This is a genomic window from Streptomyces cavernae (assembly GCF_004023625.1).
GTDB lineage: Bacteria > Actinomycetota > Actinomycetes > Streptomycetales > Streptomycetaceae > Streptomyces > Streptomyces cavernae.
Genome location: NZ_RPDJ01000002.1, coordinates 228206 through 246742, shown reverse-complemented (window position 1 = coordinate 246742; position 18537 = coordinate 228206). Strand labels below are relative to the sequence as shown.

17 protein-coding genes are annotated in these 18537 nt (G+C 71.7%); 8 read left to right on the top strand and 9 right to left on the bottom strand.

Features of this window, described 5'->3' with window-relative positions; genetic code table 11:
* Positions 1–7: 7 nt before the first annotated feature.
* The gene (locus tag EF387_RS13555; protein ID WP_128376777.1) at positions 8–1438 is read left to right on the top strand and encodes an MFS transporter; all 1431 of its coding nucleotides are present in this window, start codon (positions 8–10) and stop codon (positions 1436–1438) included.
* 224 nt (positions 1439–1662) lie between these two features.
* Here the strand turns inward: EF387_RS13555 and EF387_RS13550 are convergent, their stop codons facing one another.
* The 3 genes from EF387_RS13550 to EF387_RS13540 form a co-directional block, all read right to left on the bottom strand.
* Entirely contained in the window at positions 1663–1884 is a 222-nt protein-coding gene (locus tag EF387_RS13550; protein WP_128376776.1) for a hypothetical protein, read from the bottom strand.
* A 140-nt stretch (positions 1885–2024) separates the two neighbouring features.
* Entirely contained in the window at positions 2025–2942 is a 918-nt protein-coding gene (locus EF387_RS13545) for a DUF4394 domain-containing protein (protein ID WP_128376775.1), read from the bottom strand.
* A 247-nt stretch (positions 2943–3189) separates the two neighbouring features.
* Positions 3190–4572 carry a glycine--tRNA ligase gene (locus tag EF387_RS13540; protein WP_128376774.1) on the bottom strand — a complete coding sequence of 461 codons (1383 nt, stop codon included), beginning with the start codon at positions 4570–4572 and terminating at the stop codon, positions 3190–3192.
* A gap of 270 nt (positions 4573–4842) precedes the next feature.
* On the opposite strand from EF387_RS13540, the gene EF387_RS13535 reads away from it, so the two are divergent.
* Genes EF387_RS13535 through EF387_RS13520 form a run of 4 tightly spaced genes read left to right on the top strand, consistent with a single transcriptional unit; the run spans position 4843 to position 8035 of the window.
* Entirely contained in the window at positions 4843–5799 is a 957-nt protein-coding gene (locus EF387_RS13535) for a metal ABC transporter substrate-binding protein (RefSeq protein ID WP_128376773.1), read from the top strand.
* Positions 5800–5824: 25 nt separating this feature from the next.
* Entirely contained in the window at positions 5825–6592 is a 768-nt protein-coding gene (locus EF387_RS13530) for a metal ABC transporter ATP-binding protein (RefSeq protein WP_128376772.1), read from the top strand.
* Between the two features lie 19 nt (positions 6593–6611).
* Positions 6612–7550 carry a metal ABC transporter permease gene (locus EF387_RS13525; protein ID WP_128376771.1) on the top strand — a complete coding sequence of 313 codons (939 nt, stop codon included), beginning with the start codon at positions 6612–6614 and terminating at the stop codon, positions 7548–7550.
* Positions 7551–7609: 59 nt separating this feature from the next.
* Entirely contained in the window at positions 7610–8035 is a 426-nt protein-coding gene (locus EF387_RS13520) for a Fur family transcriptional regulator (protein ID WP_128376770.1), read from the top strand.
* A 154-nt stretch (positions 8036–8189) separates the two neighbouring features.
* Here the strand turns inward: EF387_RS13520 and EF387_RS13515 are convergent, their stop codons facing one another.
* The 3 genes from EF387_RS13515 to EF387_RS13505 form a co-directional block, all read right to left on the bottom strand.
* On the bottom strand, positions 8190–9038 hold the full coding sequence (locus EF387_RS13515; protein WP_128376769.1) for an isoprenyl transferase: 849 nt from the start codon (positions 9036–9038) through the stop codon (positions 8190–8192).
* Positions 9039–9060: 22 nt separating this feature from the next.
* The gene (recO, locus tag EF387_RS13510) at positions 9061–9807 is read right to left on the bottom strand and encodes a DNA repair protein RecO (RefSeq protein ID WP_128376768.1); all 747 of its coding nucleotides are present in this window, start codon (positions 9805–9807) and stop codon (positions 9061–9063) included.
* Positions 9808–10366: 559 nt separating this feature from the next.
* The gene (locus EF387_RS13505; RefSeq protein ID WP_128376767.1) at positions 10367–10822 is read right to left on the bottom strand and encodes a protein-tyrosine phosphatase family protein; all 456 of its coding nucleotides are present in this window, start codon (positions 10820–10822) and stop codon (positions 10367–10369) included.
* 108 nt (positions 10823–10930) lie between these two features.
* On the opposite strand from EF387_RS13505, the gene EF387_RS13500 reads away from it, so the two are divergent.
* The 3 genes from EF387_RS13500 to EF387_RS13490 all read left to right on the top strand — a co-directional run bounded on the left by EF387_RS13500 (position 10931) and on the right by EF387_RS13490 (position 13747).
* Positions 10931–11479: a SigE family RNA polymerase sigma factor gene (locus EF387_RS13500; protein WP_128376766.1), complete on the top strand. Its 549-nt coding sequence runs from the start codon at positions 10931–10933 to the stop codon at positions 11477–11479.
* Positions 11476–12471, top strand: a complete 996-nt coding sequence (locus EF387_RS13495; RefSeq protein ID WP_128376765.1) for a hypothetical protein — start codon at positions 11476–11478, stop codon at positions 12469–12471. The genes EF387_RS13500 and EF387_RS13495 overlap by 4 nt, the downstream gene beginning before the upstream one ends.
* Positions 12472–12820: 349 nt before the next feature.
* A complete protein-coding gene (locus EF387_RS13490; protein WP_128376764.1) occupies positions 12821–13747 on the top strand; it encodes a dihydrodipicolinate synthase family protein in 927 nt (308 codons plus the stop codon).
* Positions 13748–13839: 92 nt separating this feature from the next.
* Here EF387_RS13490 and EF387_RS13485 read toward each other — a convergent pair whose 3' ends face one another.
* From EF387_RS13485 to EF387_RS13475, 3 genes are all read right to left on the bottom strand, one after another.
* Positions 13840–14505 carry a response regulator gene (locus tag EF387_RS13485; RefSeq protein ID WP_128376763.1) on the bottom strand — a complete coding sequence of 222 codons (666 nt, stop codon included), beginning with the start codon at positions 14503–14505 and terminating at the stop codon, positions 13840–13842.
* On the bottom strand, positions 14505–15818 hold the full coding sequence (locus EF387_RS13480) for a sensor histidine kinase (protein WP_128376959.1): 1314 nt from the start codon (positions 15816–15818) through the stop codon (positions 14505–14507). The genes EF387_RS13485 and EF387_RS13480 overlap by 1 nt, the downstream gene beginning before the upstream one ends.
* Positions 15819–15922: 104 nt before the next feature.
* On the bottom strand, positions 15923–18004 hold the full coding sequence (locus EF387_RS13475) for an MMPL family transporter (protein ID WP_128376960.1): 2082 nt from the start codon (positions 18002–18004) through the stop codon (positions 15923–15925).
* Positions 18005–18537 lie beyond the last annotated feature (533 nt).

The window sequence follows — 18537 nt, the reverse complement described above, 5'->3', positions numbered from 1 at the left end:
GAGGGACGTGACCGAAACGCGAACCGTTCTCAGCCCCGTCCGCTCCCCCGTCACGGCACCGGTCCTCGGCGGGCTCGGACTGTTCACCGTGCTGCTCGGTGCGGCCCTTCCTCTGATCGACTTCTTCATCGTCAACGTCGCCCTGCCCACCATCGGCCACGATCTGGCCGCGAGCGAGGCCGTACTGGAGCTGGTGGTCGCCGGGTACGGGGTCTCGTACGCGGTCCTGCTCGTTCTCGGCGGACGCCTCGGCGACATGTTCGGCCGCCGGCGGCTCTTCCTCGGCGGGATGGCGGCCTTCGGACTGACCTCGCTGGCCTGCGGGCTGGCACCCGACGCCTGGACCTTGGTGGCCGCCCGGGTCGCCCAGGGTGCCGCGGCGGCCGCGATGCTGCCGCAGGTGCTCGCCACGATCCAGTCGACGACGGCCGGCAGCCGGCGCGCCCGGGCGATGAGCCTGTACGGCGCGACGGCCGGCCTCGCCATGGTCGCCGGGCAGATCCTCGGCGGCGTCCTGGTCGCCGCGGACATCGCGGGCAGCGGCTGGCGCGCGGTCTTCCTGGTGAACGTGCCGGTCGTGCTCGCGGGACTCGTGCTGGCCTCCCGTTCGGTACCGGAGACCCGCTCGCAGCACCCGGAACCGGTGGACGTCCCCGGCACGTTGCTGCTCGCCCTCTCCCTGCTGACGCTCCTCGCCCCGCTGACCGAGGGCCGGGCGGCGGGGTGGCCGCTGTGGACCTGGCTGGCGCTGGCGGCGTTCCCCTTCGCGGCGGGCGCCTTCTACCTGGTGGAACGCCGGGCCGACCGGCTGGGCCGCACCCCGCTCGTGCCGCCGAGCCTGTTCGAGCTGGTGTCGCTGCGCCGCGGGCTCGTCATGATCGTCCCGTTCTCGATCGGCTTCAGCGGTTTCATGTTCGTCATCGCGGTGGCGCTGCAGCAGGGCGCGGGGAGCGGACCGGTCGCAGCGGGAATCGCGCTGCTGCCGATGGCCGTGTCCTTCTTCGCCGTGTCGCTGGCGGGGCCCCGGCTGGTGGCACGGTTCGGTACGCGGGTGGTGACGGCCGGCGGCGTGGTCCAGGCGGTCGGCGTGGCCCTGATCGCGCTCGCGGCATACCGCTCCTGGCCGGACCTGGGGTTCGTCGAACTCCTCCCGGGCGCTGCGATCGCGGGTGTGGGCCAGGCCCTTCAGCTTCCGGTGGTCTTCCGGGTGATCCTCTCGGAGGTGCCGGGGCCGCGGGCGGGCGTGGGCAGCGGCGTCATGATCACCATCCAGCAGTCGGCCCTCGCCCTGGGCGTGGCCACCCTGGGCACACTCTTCCTGTCCCTGATCCCGTCGTCGGGCATGCGCGACGCCCTGGTGACAACCCTGCTGGTCCAGCTGGCGGGGGTGGCCCTGACGATCGCCCTGAGCCTGCGGCTGCCGCGGACGGTGGGGTAGGTCTCGCCGACGACAGGGCTGTCGGCGACACGATGTCGACGGCAGGGCTGTCGACAGCAGACCGTCAGCCACCTGCCGGCCCTGCTGGGCTCGGCGCTCGCCGTGAAGCCGCTGCTGCAGCTGGACGGCGGCCGTAGCTTCGCGCCGCTCACGGACCCGCGGATGTGGATGGCGCCGGGCGAGCAGTGACGGCCGGCCCCGCGCGGAGTGCGCGGCCGGCGGCCCTACGAGTCCGTCGTCCTCGGCTCCGTCGGATCCACCGTCGCCTGGTGCGCGTCCGCGAGGTGTTCCTCGGCCTTGAGCCAGGGCAGGAACTGCGCGCCCTGGCGCCAGCCGCAGGTCTCACAGGTCAACGAGCGCTGCAGGCCCGCCCGTCGGACGCGCACTATGTGCTCGCGCCCGTGCTGGTCCCACCTGCTGACCTTGCTCGTGGTCATCGACGGCATGACGCCTCCTGACTGGTGGTGGCGAGTCGCGCCCAGTGTGCACGAAGCACACGGTCCACAGGAGCCCCTTCACAGGGACTTTGACGGGCCGTACACCCGGCTGTAACCGGATGCACGGCCCGTCCCGGAAGGGCGTCGGATCAGCGCACCGGGAACGCCAGGTCGACCACGGACTTGTTGAAGGTGCCGATCTTCGCGACCGACCCGTTCAGCAGGTTGACCTTGTACAGCCGCTGGGCGCCCCCGACGCGCAGGGCGGCGTAGCCGGTGTTGCTCGAACCGGAGGTGACGATGTCGAAGCCGGCGGCGGAGCCGGCGTCCACGCCCAGCTTCCCGGTGGGCGCGAGGTTGCCCGCGTTGGCCGGGGACTGGATCGACACCTGGTCGAGGGCGGTGTCGAGGTCGAAGAGCGTGGTGGCTGTCGTCGCGTTCAGGTCGTTGTTGGTGTACGCCGCCCCCGTCACACCGGTCGCGGTGGCGCCGGTGGTGGCGGGCGGCACGGGCGGGTTGGTGAGCGTGCCGTCCACCGCGGTGGTGCCCGCGGCCGGGGCGCCGGCCGGGTCGTCGATGTTGTGGCGGAGGTTCTGGCCGGTGTCGCTGATGACGCGCAGCCGGTTGGCCGCCGGGTTGAAGTCGACACCGAACGACGTGCCTTGGAGAGCGACGCTGAGCTGGGAGACCTTGGTGGCCTTGGCGCCGGAGAGCGTGTAGATGCCGCCGCGCTCGCCGACCCCGTACAGCTTGCCGTTCTGCACCCGGTAGTCGATGCCGATCAGCTTCCGGTCGCCCTTGAGACCGCGGACCTTGCCGAACGAGACGGCGCCACCCGGCCGGTCGACGCGGAAGCGGACGATCCGCTGGTCGGCGGTGAGACCGGTCGCGATGGACCGGGCGGAGGGCAGGCGGGCCCCCGTGACGGTCTGCGTCTGCACCTCGGAGCGGCTGGCGGAAGACTGCCGGGAGTTGTCCGTGCTGTCCGTGTTGTCCGTCGCCACGAACGCCACCGTGCCGATCGCCAGTGCCATGGTCGCGGCGCCGATGACTGCCTGCTTACGCATGTTGCCCCCGTGAAGGTCCGGCGACCCGCCCCCTGCGGGCCGCTCGACCGTTCCTTCGGAGGGCTCCGGCCCCCGGATTGCGAAAACCCCGGGTCCGTTACATCCGTTACGGAACCGGGGTTTTCGTTGCGATCCGGAGATCGGCGATCAGCGCGGCGAACCGGAAGTTCCGGTCGCCGCCGCACCGCCGGGTGCGCCGGGTGCAGCTGGGTGCACTAGGAGCAGCTGGGCGCGCCAAGTGCGCCGGTCAGCAGCCGATCAGGCGGCCCGCCAGGTAGCCCTCGATCTGGTCCAGGGACACGCGCTCCTGCTTCATCGAGTCGCGCTCGCGCACGGTGACCGCGTTGTCGTCCAGCGTGTCGAAGTCGACCGTCACGCAGAACGGGGTGCCGATCTCGTCCTGGCGGCGGTAGCGGCGGCCGATGGCGCCGGCGTCGTCGAACTCGATGTTCCAGTGCTGGCGCAGCGTCTGCGCGAGGCCCTTGGCCTTCGGGGACAGCTCCGGGTTCCGGGACAGCGGCAGCACCGCGACCTTGACCGGGGCGATCCGCGGGTCGAGGCGCAGCACGGTGCGCTTCTCCATCTTGCCCTTGGCGTTGGGCGCCTCGTCCTCGGTGTAGGCGTCGAGGAGGAAGGCGAGCATGGTGCGGCCGACACCGGCCGCGGGCTCGATGACGTACGGGGTGTAGCGCTCGCCGGCCTCCTGGTCGAAGTACGACAGGTCCTGGCCGGAGGCCTTCGAGTGGGCACCCAGGTCGTAGTCGGTGCGGTTGGCGACGCCCTCGAGCTCACCCCACTCGCTGCCGCCGAACTGGAAGCGGTACTCGATGTCGGCGGTGCGCTTGGAGTAGTGGGAGAGCTTCTCCTGCGGGTGCTCGTACCAGCGCATGTTCTCCTCGCGCAGGCCGAGGCCGGTGTACCAGTTCCAGCGCTCCTGCATCCAGTACTCGTGCCACTTCTCGTCCTCGCCCGGCTTGACGAAGAACTCCATCTCCATCTGCTCGAACTCGCGGGTGCGGAAGATGAAGTTGCCCGGCGTGATCTCGTTGCGGAACGACTTGCCCATCTGCGCGATGCCGAACGGGGGCTTGCGGCGCGAGGTCTGCTGGACCTGGGCGAAGTTGGTGAAGATGCCCTGGGCGGTCTCGGGGCGCAGGTACGCGATGGAGCCGGAGTCCTGGGTGGGGCCGAGGTGGGTGGAGAGCAGACCCGAGAACTGCTTGGGCTCGGTGAACTGGCCCTTGTTGCCGCAGTTGGGGCAGTTGATGTCGGCGAGGCCGTTCGCGGGGAGGCGGCCGTGCTTGGCCTCGTACGCCTCTTCCAGGTGGTCCGCGCGGTAGCGCTTGTGGCAGGAGGTGCACTCGGTGAGCGGGTCGGTGAAGGTCGCCACGTGGCCGGAGGCGACCCAGACCTCGGTCGCCAGGATCACGGACGAGTCGATACCGACGACGTCCTCGCGTGACGTCACCATGTAGCGCCACCACTGGCGCTTGATGTTCTCCTTGAGTTCGACACCCAGCGGCCCGTAGTCCCAGGCGGCGCGCTGGCCGCCGTAGATCTCGCTGCACGGGTAGACGAAGCCACGGCGCTTGCTCAGGCTGACGATGGTGTCGATCTTGTCGGCGGCCACGGTGCTCTCTTCATTACGACGACGACGAATTTTATTACTGGGGCGGCGCGAAGCGCCTCGATGAGGGGTGGTGGTCGGGAGACGGGTGGGCGGAAGCTTCGGAGCGAATGCTTCAGATTACCGGCGGGCGCACCCCCCGGATCAAATCGATCCCCCTTGGACCAGCGTCCTCCGGTCGTCGGCCGGCGGGCAAGCGGATCTTTTCGCTCCCTCCACGAGTTCCCGGGCGCTTGTTGACAATCATTTCCAGAAATGTTGAAAATGACTGTCATGAACGTACGACGACTCATACCGGGCGCGGCCCTGGCCGCGGTCACCGCCCTGACCCTGGGCGCCACCTCCGCCTGCTCCTCCACCAGCTCCGCCGCCGACGAGAGCGGCAAGCTCGACGTCGTCGCCTCGTTCTACCCACTGCAGTTCCTCGCCGAGGAGATAGGCGGGGACAAGGTCGCCGTCACCACGCTCACCGAACCCGGCCAGGAGCCGCACGACCTGGAGATCAGCGCCAAGCAGACCGCGCAGCTCCAGGAGTCGGACGTGGCGCTCTACCTCCAGGGCCTGCAGCCCTCCGTCGACGAGGCCGTCAAGCAGTCCGAGATCAAGACCAAGGTCGACGCCGCTTCGCTGACCACCCTCGAGGAGCACGGCAACGAGGTCGGCGGCCACGCGGCCGAGCACGATGACGAGCACGGCGAGGAAGAGGGCGGCAAGGACCCCCACGTGTGGCTCGACCCCGTCCGCTACGCCGAGATCGCCGAGGGCGTCGGCAGGGCCTTCGAGAAGGCCGACCCGGACAACGCCGCCACCTACCAGGCGAACACCAGCGCCCTGGTGAAGAAGCTCGACGCACTCAACTCCCGGTTCGAGAACGGCCTGAAGAACACCAAGACCAAGGTCTTCATCACCACCCACGCCGCCTTCGGCTACCTCGCCGAGCGCTACGGCCTGACCGAGGAGGCCATCAACGGCCTCGACCCGGAGTCGGAGCCCAGCGCGAACCGGGTGCGGGACCTTGAGAAGATGGCGAAGGCGGACGGCGTCACCACGGTGTTCTACGAGACGCTCGTCAGCGACAAGACCGCGAAGACCATCGCCGAGGACGCGAACCTGAAGACGGACGTGCTCGACCCGGTCGAGGGCATCACGGAAAAGTCCCGAGGCGACGACTACATCGCGGTCATGGAGTCCAACCTCAAGGCCCTTGAGACAGCCCTGGGAGCCAAGTGATCCCCAGTTTCCTACGGAGGACACCGTGAGCGAGCCCGTCATATCCCTGCGGGGCGTACGGGCCGAGCTGGGCTCGCGCCCCGTCCTGCGCGGCATCGACCTCACCGTGCACCACGGTGAGGTCGTCGCGCTGCTCGGCGCCAACGGCTCCGGCAAGTCCACCGCCGTGCGCACGGTCATCGGCCAGGTCCCGGTCACCGCCGGCGAGATCGAGCTCTTCGGCACCCCGCGCCGCCGGTTCCGCGACTGGCGGCGCGTGGGCTACGTCCCGCAGCGCACCACCGCCGCGGGAGGCGTGCCCGCGACGGTGACCGAAGTCGTCTCCTCGGGCCGGCTCTCCCGCACCCGCTTCGGCATGCTGCGCAAGGCCGACCACGACGCCGTACGGGCCGCGCTGGAGCTCGTGGGCATGGCGGAGCGCGCCAAGGACTCCGTGAACGCCCTCTCCGGCGGCCAGCACCAGCGCGTCCTGATCGCCCGCGCGCTCGCCGCCGAACCCGAGTTGCTGATCATGGACGAGCCGATGGCGGGCGTCGACCTGGCGAGCCAGCAGGTGCTGGCCGACACCCTGGAGAAGCAGGTCTCCGAGGGCGCCTCCGTGCTGCTCGTCCTGCACGAACTCGGGCCCCTGGAACCGCTGATCGACCGCGCGGTGGTCCTGCGCGACGGCTGCGTGCTGCACGACGGGCCGCCCCCGAAGGCCGTCGGCCAGCATGCCCTTCCGGGCCACGACCACGTACACCCGCACGCGGATCACGACGCCGCACCGATCCGCACCGGCCTGCTGGGCTGAGGCTGAGGGAGACCGACCGATGGACATCCTCGACTACGCCTTCATGCAGCGCGCGCTGATCGCCGCGCTGCTCGTCGGCATCACCGCGCCCGCTGTCGGCATCTACCTCGTGCAGCGCCGCCAGGCCCTGATGGGCGACGGCATCGGACATGTGGCGATGACCGGCGTCGGTCTCGGCTTCCTGCTGAGCGCCTCGCCGGTGTGGATGGCGACCGCCGTCGCGGTCCTCGGTTCGGTGCTGATGGAGCTGATCCGCTGGTACGGGAAGACGCGCGGTGACATCGCGCTCGCGATGCTCTTCTACGGCGGCATGGCCGGCGGTGTGATGTTCATCAACCTCGCACCGGGCGGCTCCAACGCCAACCTCACCTCGTATCTGTTCGGCTCCCTGTCGACGGTCAGCGAGTCCGACGTGACGGCAATCTGTCTGCTCGCCGCGTTCGTGGTGCTGGTCACGCTGGGCCTCCGGCGCCAGCTGTTCGCGGTCAGCCTGGACGAGGAGTTCGCGCGGGTGACCGGGCTTCCCGTGCGGGCGCTGAACCTGCTGACCGCCGTCACCGCCGCCGTCACGGTCACCGTGGCGATGCGGGTCGTCGGACTGCTGCTGGTCTCGGCGCTGATGGTGGTGCCCGTCGCGGCCGCGCAGCAGATCGCCAAGGGCTTCGCGACGACCTTCGTGATCGCGGTGGCCATCGGGGTGAGCGTCACCCTGGGCGGCACCGTGACCTCGTACTACCAGGACGTTCCGCCCGGCGCGACGATCGTGCTGCTGACCATCGCCGCCTTCCTGCTGCTGACGGCGCTGGCGGCGCCGCTCGCCCGGCGGCGGGTACGGCGGCAGACACCCGGCGACCCGGCGGAATGCGTGGTTCCGGACTCGGTCGCGGCCACCGGCGGAGCCGAAGCGGAGGAGTCAATTCCGGCCACGCGTCGCCCCGCGGGCGGATCCGGCGTCTGACCGCCCCCCTGGCGGGCTGGCACAATGGCCCGGCAGGAGCACGACGCAAGGAGGCAACGGTGACGACCGCTGGACCGCCCGTACGAGGCCGTTCCACCCGGCAGCGTGCCGCAGTGGCGGCGGCCCTCGACGAGGTGGACGAGTTCCGCAGCGCGCAGGAACTCCACGACATGCTCAAGCACAAGGGCGACTCGGTCGGTCTCACCACGGTGTACCGCACACTTCAGTCCCTCGCCGAAGCCGGCGAGGTCGACGTCCTGCGCACCTCCGACGGCGAGTCCGTCTACCGCCGTTGCTCCTCCGGCGAGCACCACCACCACCTCGTCTGCCGCGTCTGCGGCAAGGCCGTGGAGGTGGAGGGTCCGGCCGTGGAGAAGTGGGCGGAGGCCATCGCGGCGGAGCACGGCTACGTCAACGTGGCCCACACGGTGGAGATCTTCGGCACGTGCGTGGAGTGCGCCTCGGGCCAGAAGGACGCCATCTAGGAACATCCAGGAGCACCGTCCGGGACGACGAGGCCGTCGTGAACGCGCCATGACCGTTGGGTACGGCGCGTCCCGCAGGGCCCTTCCGACGGATCTCCGCGGCGTCGCGACGCCCGGCACGCACACTCGCCGTACCGGACAAAGGCCCTGATTCTCAGCCCTGGTCCGCCGGGTCCGGGCGCCCCTCCATGGCCAGCAGTTCCTCGTTCGGGATCGCCCCTCCGAAGCGGCGGTCGCGGGAGGCGTACTCCACGCACGCCCGCCACAGATCGCGCCGGTCGAAGTCGGGCCAGAGCACGTCCTGGAACACCATCTCCGCGTAACTCGACTGCCAGATCAGGTAGTTGGAGGTGCGCTGCTCGCCACTCGGCCGCAGGAAGAGATCCACGTCCGGCATGTCCGGGTAGTACAGGTACTTCTGCAGGGTCCTCTCGGTGACCTTGGCGGGGTCCAGCCGGCCGGCGGCGACGTCCTGTGCGAGCGCCTTGGCCGCGTCGGCCAGCTCCGCGCGCCCCCCGTAGTTGACGCAGAAGTACAGCGTCATGGCGTCGTTGTTCTTCGTCTGCTCCTGGGCGACCTGGAGTTCCTGGACGACGGACTTCCACAGTTTGGGCATCCGGCCGACCCACCGGATCCGGATCCCGAGTGCGTCCATCTCGTCGCGGCGGCGGCGGATGACGTCCTTGTTGAAGTTCATCAGGAAGCGGACCTCCTCGGGCGACCGCTTCCAGTTCTCGGTGGAGAAGGCGTACAGCGAGAGGTTCTTCACGCCCAACTCGAGGCACCCCTTGAGGACGTCCAGCACCACGCCCTCGCCGACCCGGTGACCCTCGGTGCGCGGCAGTCCGCGTTCCTTGGCCCACCGGCCGTTGCCGTCCATGACGATCGCCACATGGCCCGGGACAAGTTCACCGGGGAGCTTGGGCGGGCGAGCGCCGGACGGATGGGGCTCCGGCGTCTTGTACTCGCGGCGCCGGTTTCCCAGGATCCCGCGTACGGCCATGTGCTTCTCGTCTCCCTCGGTTCTACTTTTCCACGTAACGAAGCGAGCGCAGTCCGCGCTCCAGGTGCCAGTGCAGATAGGCGGACACCAGCCCGCTGCCCTCCCGGACGTACCGCGGTTCGCTCGCGTCCGCGGTCTCCCAGTCCCCCGTCAGCAGCGCCCCGAGCAGTGCCAGGGCCCCCGCCGAGGGTACGACGCTGCCGGGCACCCGGCAGTCCACGCAGACCGAGCCTCCCGCGGCCACCGAGAAGAACCGGTTCGGCCCCGGCAGGCCGCACTTCGCGCAGTCGCTGAAGCTGGGCGCGTAGCCGTTGACGGCGAGGGAGCGCAGCAGGAACGCGTCGAGGACGAGATGGGGCGCGTGCTCGCCGTTGGCGAGCGTCCGCAGCCCGCCCACCAGCAGCAGATACTGCTGCACGGCCGGCTCGCCCTCGTGGTCGGTGAACCGCTCGGCGGTCTCGAGCATGGCGGTCCCGGCGGTGTAGCGGGCGTAGTCGCTGACGATGCCGCCGCCGTACGGGGCGATCGTCTCGCTCTGCGTGCACAGCGGCAGCCCGCGCCCGATCAGATCGCTCCCACGGGCGAAGAACTGCACGTCGACGTGGGAGAAGGGTTCGAGCCGGGCCCCGAACTTCGACTTGGTCCGGCGCACCCCGCGGGCCACGGCCCGCACCCGTCCGTGCCCGCGGGTGAGCAGGGTGATGATCCGGTCCGCCTCACCCAGCTTCTGGGTGCGCAGCACGATGCCGTCGTCGCGGAACAGACTCATGGGCCCATTCTCGCCTACGCGGGCTAGTGCCGCGGCAGGCAACGTTCGCCCGTCAAGGAGCGGCGTCATGGGGGTCCCCCTGCTCGTGGGGGTCCCCCCGCTCGAGCGCAGCCGAGAGTGGGGGAGAAGTCGAGAGCTTGGGGGAGCGCGCTCTGGGGGTACCCCCTGCTCGAAGCAGCTTGGGGAGTGCCGGCCGGAAGTCCTCGTACTGGACGTCCTTGAGCTTTCGGCCGGTGCGGCGAATGGGGGTGCCCCCTGCTCGAAGAGCTTGGGGGAGCATGCCGGGCGTCGCGACGGGGCGAACGGTGCCTGCCGGGGCACTAGTAGGACTCCGTGAGGTTCGGGGCTGTTGCCGTCGGCCTTGCCGACCGGCAGCCCGGCCCGCGGCACCGAGCTGCGGGAACTGGTCCGGCGGGGCACTGGGCCACCTGCCGCGAGATCACTATCGTCGCAGGTCAGTGCGACCTCACGGAGTCCTACTAGGTACCCGTAGCCCCGTCCCATCTGGCAGGTGACGGCCGGACAGCATCGCCGGGGAACCCGGCGCGGGCGGGCACCGCTATGCCCGGCCGGTGCTGCTGCGGCTCCCGGTGAAGCCTCGTACGTACCGCCGCTGCCACGGTGTCTCCACGGCGTGCCGGTCGTAGTGCCGGCGCACATAGGCGACCGCCTCCTTCGGCGGGACCCCGTCCAGGACGGCGAGGCAGGCCAGGGCCGTGCCGGTGCGGCCGCGGCCGCCGCCGCAGGCGATCTCGACCCGCTCGTCGGCCGACCGCTCCCAGGCCTCGACGAACGCCTCCCGCGCCTCGGCCCGGTCGACGGGCAGCCTGAAGTCCGGCCAGCGCAGCCAACGGGACTCCCACGGGACGGGGGGCGGCTCCTTGCCGAGGAGGTAGACGCCGTACGACGGGGCCGGGCCGTCCGGCAGGGGGTGACGCAGGCCCCTGCCCCGGACCAGCCGCCCGGAGGGCAGCCGCAGCACCCCGGCACCCTGCGCGTCCCACTGCTCGCCCATCCGCCGTCCTCTCCCGTGGTCTCGTTCCGTCAGCTCATTCGAACCGGGTTCCGGGCGGCAGGCAACCAATTTCGCGCCGCCGGTGGTCTGGAGGGCGAGGGGGTTCTTATGCAGGCGGAACACGAGGCGCAGTTCCAGGAGTTCGTCAAAGCGCGGTGGACCCGTCTGGTGCGGACCGCCTATCTGCTGACGGGCGACGCGCAGCTCGCCGAGGACCTGACGCAGACGGCGCTGGCGAAGGCGTACCGCTCCTGGCGGCGCGTCTCGCGCAGTGCCAGCCCGGAGGCCTACGTCCGGCGCATGCTGGTCAGCTGCAACAGCGACCGGTTCCGCAAGCGGCGGGTCAAGGAGGCGCTGACCCCCTCGCCACCGGACGTGCCCGGTCCCGACGAGCCCTCGTCGCGGGTGGACACGCGCGGTGTGCTGATGGCCGCGCTGGCCGAACTGCCGCCCAAACAGCGGGCGGTGGTCGTCATGCGCTACTGGGAGGACCTCTCCGAGGCGGAGGTGGCAGAGGTGCTCGGCTGCTCCCTCGGCACGGTGAAGAGCCAGGCGTCCAAGGGTCTGGCGAAGCTGCGCGCGGTACCGGGACTCGCACAGGCCATGGGCGGGCCCGGCCGCCCCAGGATGACGTCGGGGCAGGGAGGCGGCAGGTGACCGAGTACGAGCCGGAGACGGCCGGTGAGCGGGCCGGGTCCGAGGAGGACTTCGAGGAGCGGCTGCGCGAACTGCTGGCCGACGACGCGTACACGATCCGGCCCTCACCGGCCCCGTATCCCACGATCCGGCGCCGCGGCCTCACCGAGCGGCGGCGGCGCGTGGTGGCCGCCGGGGCGGCCCTGGTGACGCTGGCGGCGGTGCCCGCGGGTGCCTACGTGCTGACCGGTGGAGGCGGGGGCGGGCAGGTGGCGGCTCCGACGCGGTCCGCCGGCGGCTCGCCGTCGGCCACCGCTTCGCGGACGCCGTCCACGGCGCCTTCCACGGCGCCGGCGCCATCGGGGCCCGCCCGGCCGGCAACGCCCGGCCAACTGCTCGACGGGATCACCTTTGAGCAGGCCACGGACGGGCTGGAGAAATGCCTCGAGTACGACCGGTCCAACCAGGAGAGCAGGCAGCGGCAGTCGGGTGCGCCTTCCCTCGGCGCGCCTGACCTGGGGTCGGCCGACGGGTACCGGATCCTCCTCGCGATGAAGAGCACCGGGGACTCCAACGCACCCGGCGACGGCTTCTTCGTGGTCGCGGTCAAGGAGCAGCCCGAGCGGACCCGGTTGATCTGCCACATCGTCGACGGTGAGGCGTCCGGCCTCAACTCCGGCGTCGGCGACGACGCTCCCCCCGACGCCGGTCCGGTGCTGCCCGACAGCAACGGCGGCAAGCTCTACCGGCAGTCCGTCATCGACCGCGGCAACTGGAAAGTGCCCTTCCGGTGGGGCGTCATCGGCAGGGTCGAGTCCGTCGTGGCCCGGGTGACGGTCTCCTACGGCACCGGGAGCAGCGAAGCCGTCCTCGACCACGGCTGGTTCGTCGCCTCCGGTGTGCTGACCCAGCAGGCGGTCACGAAGGCGCCGCGCATCAAGGGCTACGACGCCGGCGGCAAGCTGGTGTACGACTCCGACCAGGACGGGTCCTACGAGAAGATGCTGCATTAGCTTCCTGCCGAGGCCCGGCACTCCGTGGTGCGGACCCGCGCGACAGCTTCTCGGCCGCGCGCCGGGACCAGGCGATCCGGTGCTCCGCGCCGCGAGCGGGTGCACGCGCCTGCCCGGCCCTGCCGGACCGGAAGCGGCGGTGCTCCGCGTCGCAACTGGTCACGCCGGACTTCCCGGCCGCGTCGGTCGGGCTCGGGCGCCGGTACGGGTGCCACCATCCTGGGGGAACGTCCGCCGACACGGGAACTCCTCGCCCGGACTGAGCGGGAAGCCCCCGGGCCCGGACGGCCCCGGACCCGGACCCGGACCCGGACCCGGAGCCCAGACCAGGAAAGACCAGGGAGCGCGCATGACTCTGCCCACCCCGCTGACCGGTGTCGTCCCGCCCGTCTGCACCCCGCTGACACCGGATCGCGAGGTGGACGTCCCGTCGCTCATCAGGCTGGTCGACCATCTGATGGACGCGGGGGTGCACGGGCTGTTCGTGCTCGGTTCGTCATCGGAGGCGGCGTACCTCACGGACCTGCACCGCAGGACGGTGGTGGAGGCGGTGACCGCGCACGTGGCCGGCCGGCTCCCCGTGCTGGCCGGGGCGATCGACATGACCACGCCCCGGGTGCTGGACCACGTCCGCTCGGTGACGGCGGCGGGCGCCGACGCGGTCGTCGTGACGGCGCCCTTCTACACGCGCACCCACCCGGCGGAGATCGCCCGCCACTACCGGCTGGTCGCCGGGACGTCCCCGGTACCGGTGTTCGCCTACGACATCCCCGTCTCGGTGCACACCAAGCTCCCCGCCGACCTGGTCCTTCAGTTGGCCGCCGACGGTGTCCTGGCCGGGCTGAAGGACTCCAGCGGCGACGAGGGCGGCTTCCGCCGGGTGGTCCTCGGCGCCCGCGCGATCGAGGGCTTCAGCGTGCTCACGGGCTCGGAGGTGGTCGTCGACGCGGCTCTCGCGATGGGCGCCGACGGGGTGGTCCCCGGCCTCGGCAACGTCGACCCGCACGGCTTCGTACGCCTCCACGAGTACGCCCGCGCGGGCGACTGGGCGCAGGCGCGGGCCGAACAGGAGCGCCTGTGCGCCCTGTTCGGCATGGTCGGCGTGGGCGACCCGGCCCGTATGGGCGGCAGTTCCTCGGCGCTCGGAGCCTTCAAGGCGGCACTGCACCTGCGGGGCGTCATCGCCTGCCCGGCGACGGCGGAGCCGCAGGTGCAGTTGTCGCCGGACGAGGTGGAGCGGGTGGCGAAGTACCTGGCGGGGGCAGGGCTGTTGTAGTTGGTTCCCTCGGAGTCTGTGCCCCGGGTGGGCCCGTGTACAGGTGAGCCTGTTTACAGGTGGGGCCCGTGTACGGGTTCGGACGTGGGCCCTCAGGTCGCGCCCGGCGTGACCAGCCCCGACTCGTACGCCACGATGACGAGTTGGGCCCGGTCGCGGACGCCGAGTTTGCCCATGACGCGGCTCACATGGGTCTTCGCGGTGAGCGGACTGAGGCCCAGGCTGTCGGCGATCTCCGTGTTGTTGAGGCCGCGTGCGACCAGCGTCAGTACCTCCCGTTCCCGTGCGGTGAGGCCGTCGGGGCCGGCGTCGGGCCGAGGGGCCGAGGGGCTGCGCAGCAGGCGGGCGATGAGGCGGGCCGTGGGGCCCGGCGAGAGCAGGGAGTCGCCCGCCGCCACCGTACGGATGGCATCGAGGAGTTCGGCCGGTCTGGTGTCCTTGACCAGGAAACCGGAGGCACCGGCGCGCAGTGCCTCCACGATGTGCTCGTCGGTGTCGTACGTGGTGAGCACCAGGACCCTGACCCCGGCGAGGTCCTCGTCGGCCGCGATCAGCCGGGTCGCCTCGATTCCGTCGAGGTCGGGCATGCGGATGTCCATGACCACGAGATCGGCCCGTGCGCTGCGCGCCAGCTCGAGCGCCTCACGGCCGGTGGCCGCCTGCGCGACGACCTCCATGTCCGGGGCGGACTCGACGAGCATGGCGAAGGCGGCGCGCACGAGGGTCTGGTCGTCGGCGAGGAGCACTCTGATCGGCATCAGCGGGCCTCTCCCCCGGCGTGCGCGACCGGCAGTAAAGCCACCACCTCGAATCCCCCCTCCGCCCGCGGGCCCGCCTCCAGCGTGCCGTTCACGCTGCGCGCCCGTTCCCGCATGCCCGTCAGACCGAACCCGCGGCCGGGCGCGGTCCCCGCGGTGCCGGGACCCGGGCCGGAGCCGGTACCGGTGCCGGGGCCAGAACCAGAGCCGGGGCCAGGACCAGAGCCGCGGCCAGGACCAGAGCCGCGGCCGGAACCGGAGCCGCGGCCGGAACCGGAGCCGGTGCCGGTGCCGTCGTCCGTGACCCGCACCCTCAACGCCCCCGCCTCCGACCGGAGTTCCACCCGTACCGGTACCTCCGGGCCGCCGTGCCGTACGGCGTTGGTCAGGGCCTCCTGCACGATCCGGTAGGCCGCGGCGCCCACCGCGGGCGGTGCCTTGGCCACGTCGGTCGACACCTCCACCTTCGCACCCCCGGTGCGGGCCGCCGCCACCAGGTCCGCGATGCCGTCGAGACCGGGCAACGGCTCGCGACCCGGGTCGTGGTCGCCGGAGGCTTCCCGCAACACCTCCAGCGTGGCGCGGAGTTCACCGCGCGCGGTACGGCAGGTGTCCGCGATGTCGTCCAGCGCCCGCGCCACCGCCACCCGGTCCAGCCGCTCCGGGTCGGCGGCCAGGACGTGCGCGGCGACGGAGGTCTGCACGCCGATGAGGGTGATGGAGTGGGCGAGCAGGTCGTGCAGGTCCCGGGCGATCCGGAGGCGTTCCTCGGCGACCCTCCTGCGTGCCTCCTCCTCGCGGGTGCGTTCGGCGCGTTCGGCGCGTTCGACGATGGCGGCGACATACTCGCGGTAGAAGCGGACGCTCATGCCGCAGAAGAGGACGGCGATGACCCAGCCGGAGATCCGCAGGACCTCCAGCACGCCGTCGGGGTTGGTGCGGGCGTTGATGATCAGTGTCACGCCGAGGACGGTGGCGCCGGTGAGCAGCGTACGGCGTGCCGTGCCGGTCGCCGCGACCGTGTAGAGCACCGTCATTGTCGCGGGGATGGGCGCGGCGTGGTTGTTGTCGAGCGCGTGGTACGGCGCGACCAGCGCCACCATCGCCACCAGGACGAGCATCGGGTGGCGCCGCCGCCCGACGATCGGCACGTGCACCGCTGACAGCAGCGCCCAGCCGAGCACATCCGGTTGGCGGCCCTTGTCGGTGACCAGGGCCAGGCACACGGCCGCCACGGCCAGAGCGGCGGCGAGCAGGGCGTCGTTGCGGATGGCGTACGGAGTGGTCCTGGGGTCGCGGTTGATCGCCGCCATGATGCGTTCGCCCCGGCGGTGCCACGCCGTTTTCGTTGTGTCCTGCACGGGCTCATCCTCTGCGAGGAACGCGCCCCTCCGGGAGGGGAGGGGCGCACGACGGTTCACACGGGCTCGGGCTGGCGCTCCGGCCGCAGCGGTTCCGGCTCCGGCGCCCGTGACAGCGGTCCCGGCCACCACACCTTCCGCCCCAGCGCCACACTCGCGCTGGTCACCAGGTACGTCCGGACGAGGAACGTGTCGAGCAGGACGCCCGCGGCGATCACGAAGCCGAGTTCGACGAGTTGCACCAGCCCCATGTTGGTCAGCACCGCGAAGGTGGCGGCGAGGACGAGTCCCGCGGAGGCGATGACCCCGCCGGTGGTGCGCAGCGCGGTCAGTGCGGCGGCCGTGGGCGCGGCCCCGGTGAGGGACTCCTCGCGCATCCGGTGCATGAGGAAGATCCCGTAGTCCACCCCGAGCGCGACCAGGAAGACGAAGGACAGCAGTCCGAGCCCCGGATCGGTCCCCTCGAAGCCGAGGACCGGCCCGAACACCAGCCCGGCGATCCCCAGGGAGGCCCCCCACACGGCGACCACGGCGGCCACCAGCAGCAGCGGCGCGACCAGGCTCCGCAGCAGGGCCACCAGGATCAGCAGCACGGAGACGAGGACGATCGGCACGACGATGGCGGTGTCGCGGTCGTTGGTTTCCTCGAGGTCGAGCTGCTCGGCGCTCGGCCCGCCGACGTAGGAGCCGTCGAGACCGGCCCGCAGCGCCTTGATCGTGGCGGTCTCCGCCGCCGACTGGGGCGCGGCCTCGGCGACGACGGAGATCTCCGTCCAGCCTCCGCCGCTGCGTCCGCGCTCGGCGTCGGCGACTCCCGCCTGTGACCGGACGGCGGCCAGGGTGTCGTCCGCCTTCCCGGTCGGGGTGATCACGGTGATCGGCTGGGTGCTCTGCCCGGGATAGGCCGTGGCGAGCGTCTCCATCGCGGCGACCGAGTCGGGCCTGTCGACGAAGGAGTCCTCCTGTTTGAGGGTCCCCGGCAGGTTGAGGGTTCCGAGGGCGAGCACGCCGAGCAGCAGGGCACCGCCGGCGAGCACGGTGCGGGGCCTGCGTCCGGCGGAGGAGCCCATCGCCGCGAACAGGCTCCGCCGCTCCTTGGGCGTGCTCCCGTACACCGGTACGAGCGGCCAGAACACACGGCGGCCGAACAGCACCAGGAGCGCGGGCAGCAGTGTCAGCATCGCGACGAGCGCGCACAGCACCCCGACCGTGCCCAGCGGGCCCATGCCCCGACTGCTGTTGAGGTCGGCGGCGAGCAGGCACATCAGGCCCGCGGCGACGGTCCCGCAGGAGGCGAGCACGGCGGGCCCGCAGCCGCGCAGGGCGGCCAGCATGGCGTCGAGGGGCCGCTCGATGCGCCGGAGTTCCTCCCGGTAGCGGGAGACGAGCAGCAGCGCGTAGTCGGTGCCGGCGCCGAAGACGAGGATCGTCATCACGCCCGAGCTCTGGCCGGAGACGGTGGTGCCGAAGGCCTGGTTGAGCCCGTAGGCGACGCCCATCGAGAGGTAGTCGGCGATGCCGGCGACGACGAGCGGGACGAGCCACAGCAGCGGGCTGCGGTAGATGATGATCAGCAGGACGGCGACCACGGCGACGGTGGTGTAGAGCAGCGGGCCGCCGAGGGCGTTGTAGACCTCACTGGCGTCGGTGGCGAGCGCCCCGGGTCCGCCGACGTCGACGCTGAGGCCGTCCTGGCCGCGGGCGACGTCCCGTACCGCGTTCACGAACTCGTCGCGGAGTTTCTCGTCGGTGCCGGGTTCGTTGCTGGCGACCGGGTACATCAGGGTGGTCCCGTCCTTCGACGGCACGCCCTGCGGGGTCGCGGTGAGCGGGTTGTCGCGGGCGATCTCGGCGACCTGGCGGGCGGCGGTGTCCTTGTCGGTGGTGGTCAGTCCGCCGTCGCGGTGGTAGACGAGGACCAGTTCGGTGGTCTCACCGCCGGGCAACCGGTCCTGAATCTCGGCCACCTGGGTGGAGTCGGCGCTCGCCGGGAGGTAGTCCACGGCCCCGTCTTGCTGCACCTCCGAAAGCTTCGCGGCGAACGGCCCGACCACCGCGAGCACGGCCACCCACAGCCCGAGCACCAGCCAGGGCACCCCACGCCCCCGTACCCGCGTCTTCGTCTTCCCGGCGCTCATGTTTCCGGCGCTCATGTTTCCGGCCCCCATGCCGGGGTCCTCCCATCCTGGACGGTCCTGGGACACCGTCCAGACTTCCGCCGCACGGTGGCCGACGCGTCGGGCTCGAGGGCGAGGTGAGACGTACTACGAGGGGCGGCCGACCGGGGGCTCTACTCCCCCGGGAGTAAGGCGACTACGGCAGGGGCGGCGGCCGGCGGCGACGGGACCATGGCAGCGGACGCCAGGGGCCACGGCAGGGCGGCGGCACGGGGGCGACGGGACCACGGCAGGGGGCGGCGGAGCGACGGCAGGGCGACGGGGCCGCGGCACGGCGCGCCAGGGGCCACAACAGGGGAGCGGGACGGGACCACAGCACTGGGCGCCCGGGGCCACAGCAGGGCGGCGGAACCGGGGCGACGGGACCACGGCAGCGACCACGGGGCCACGGCAAGGCGACGGGGCCACACGGAGCGGCGGGGCCACGGCAAGGCGACGGGGCCACGGCACCACGGCCACGTGACGCACGGGGCCTCGGAACCACAGCGGGGGCG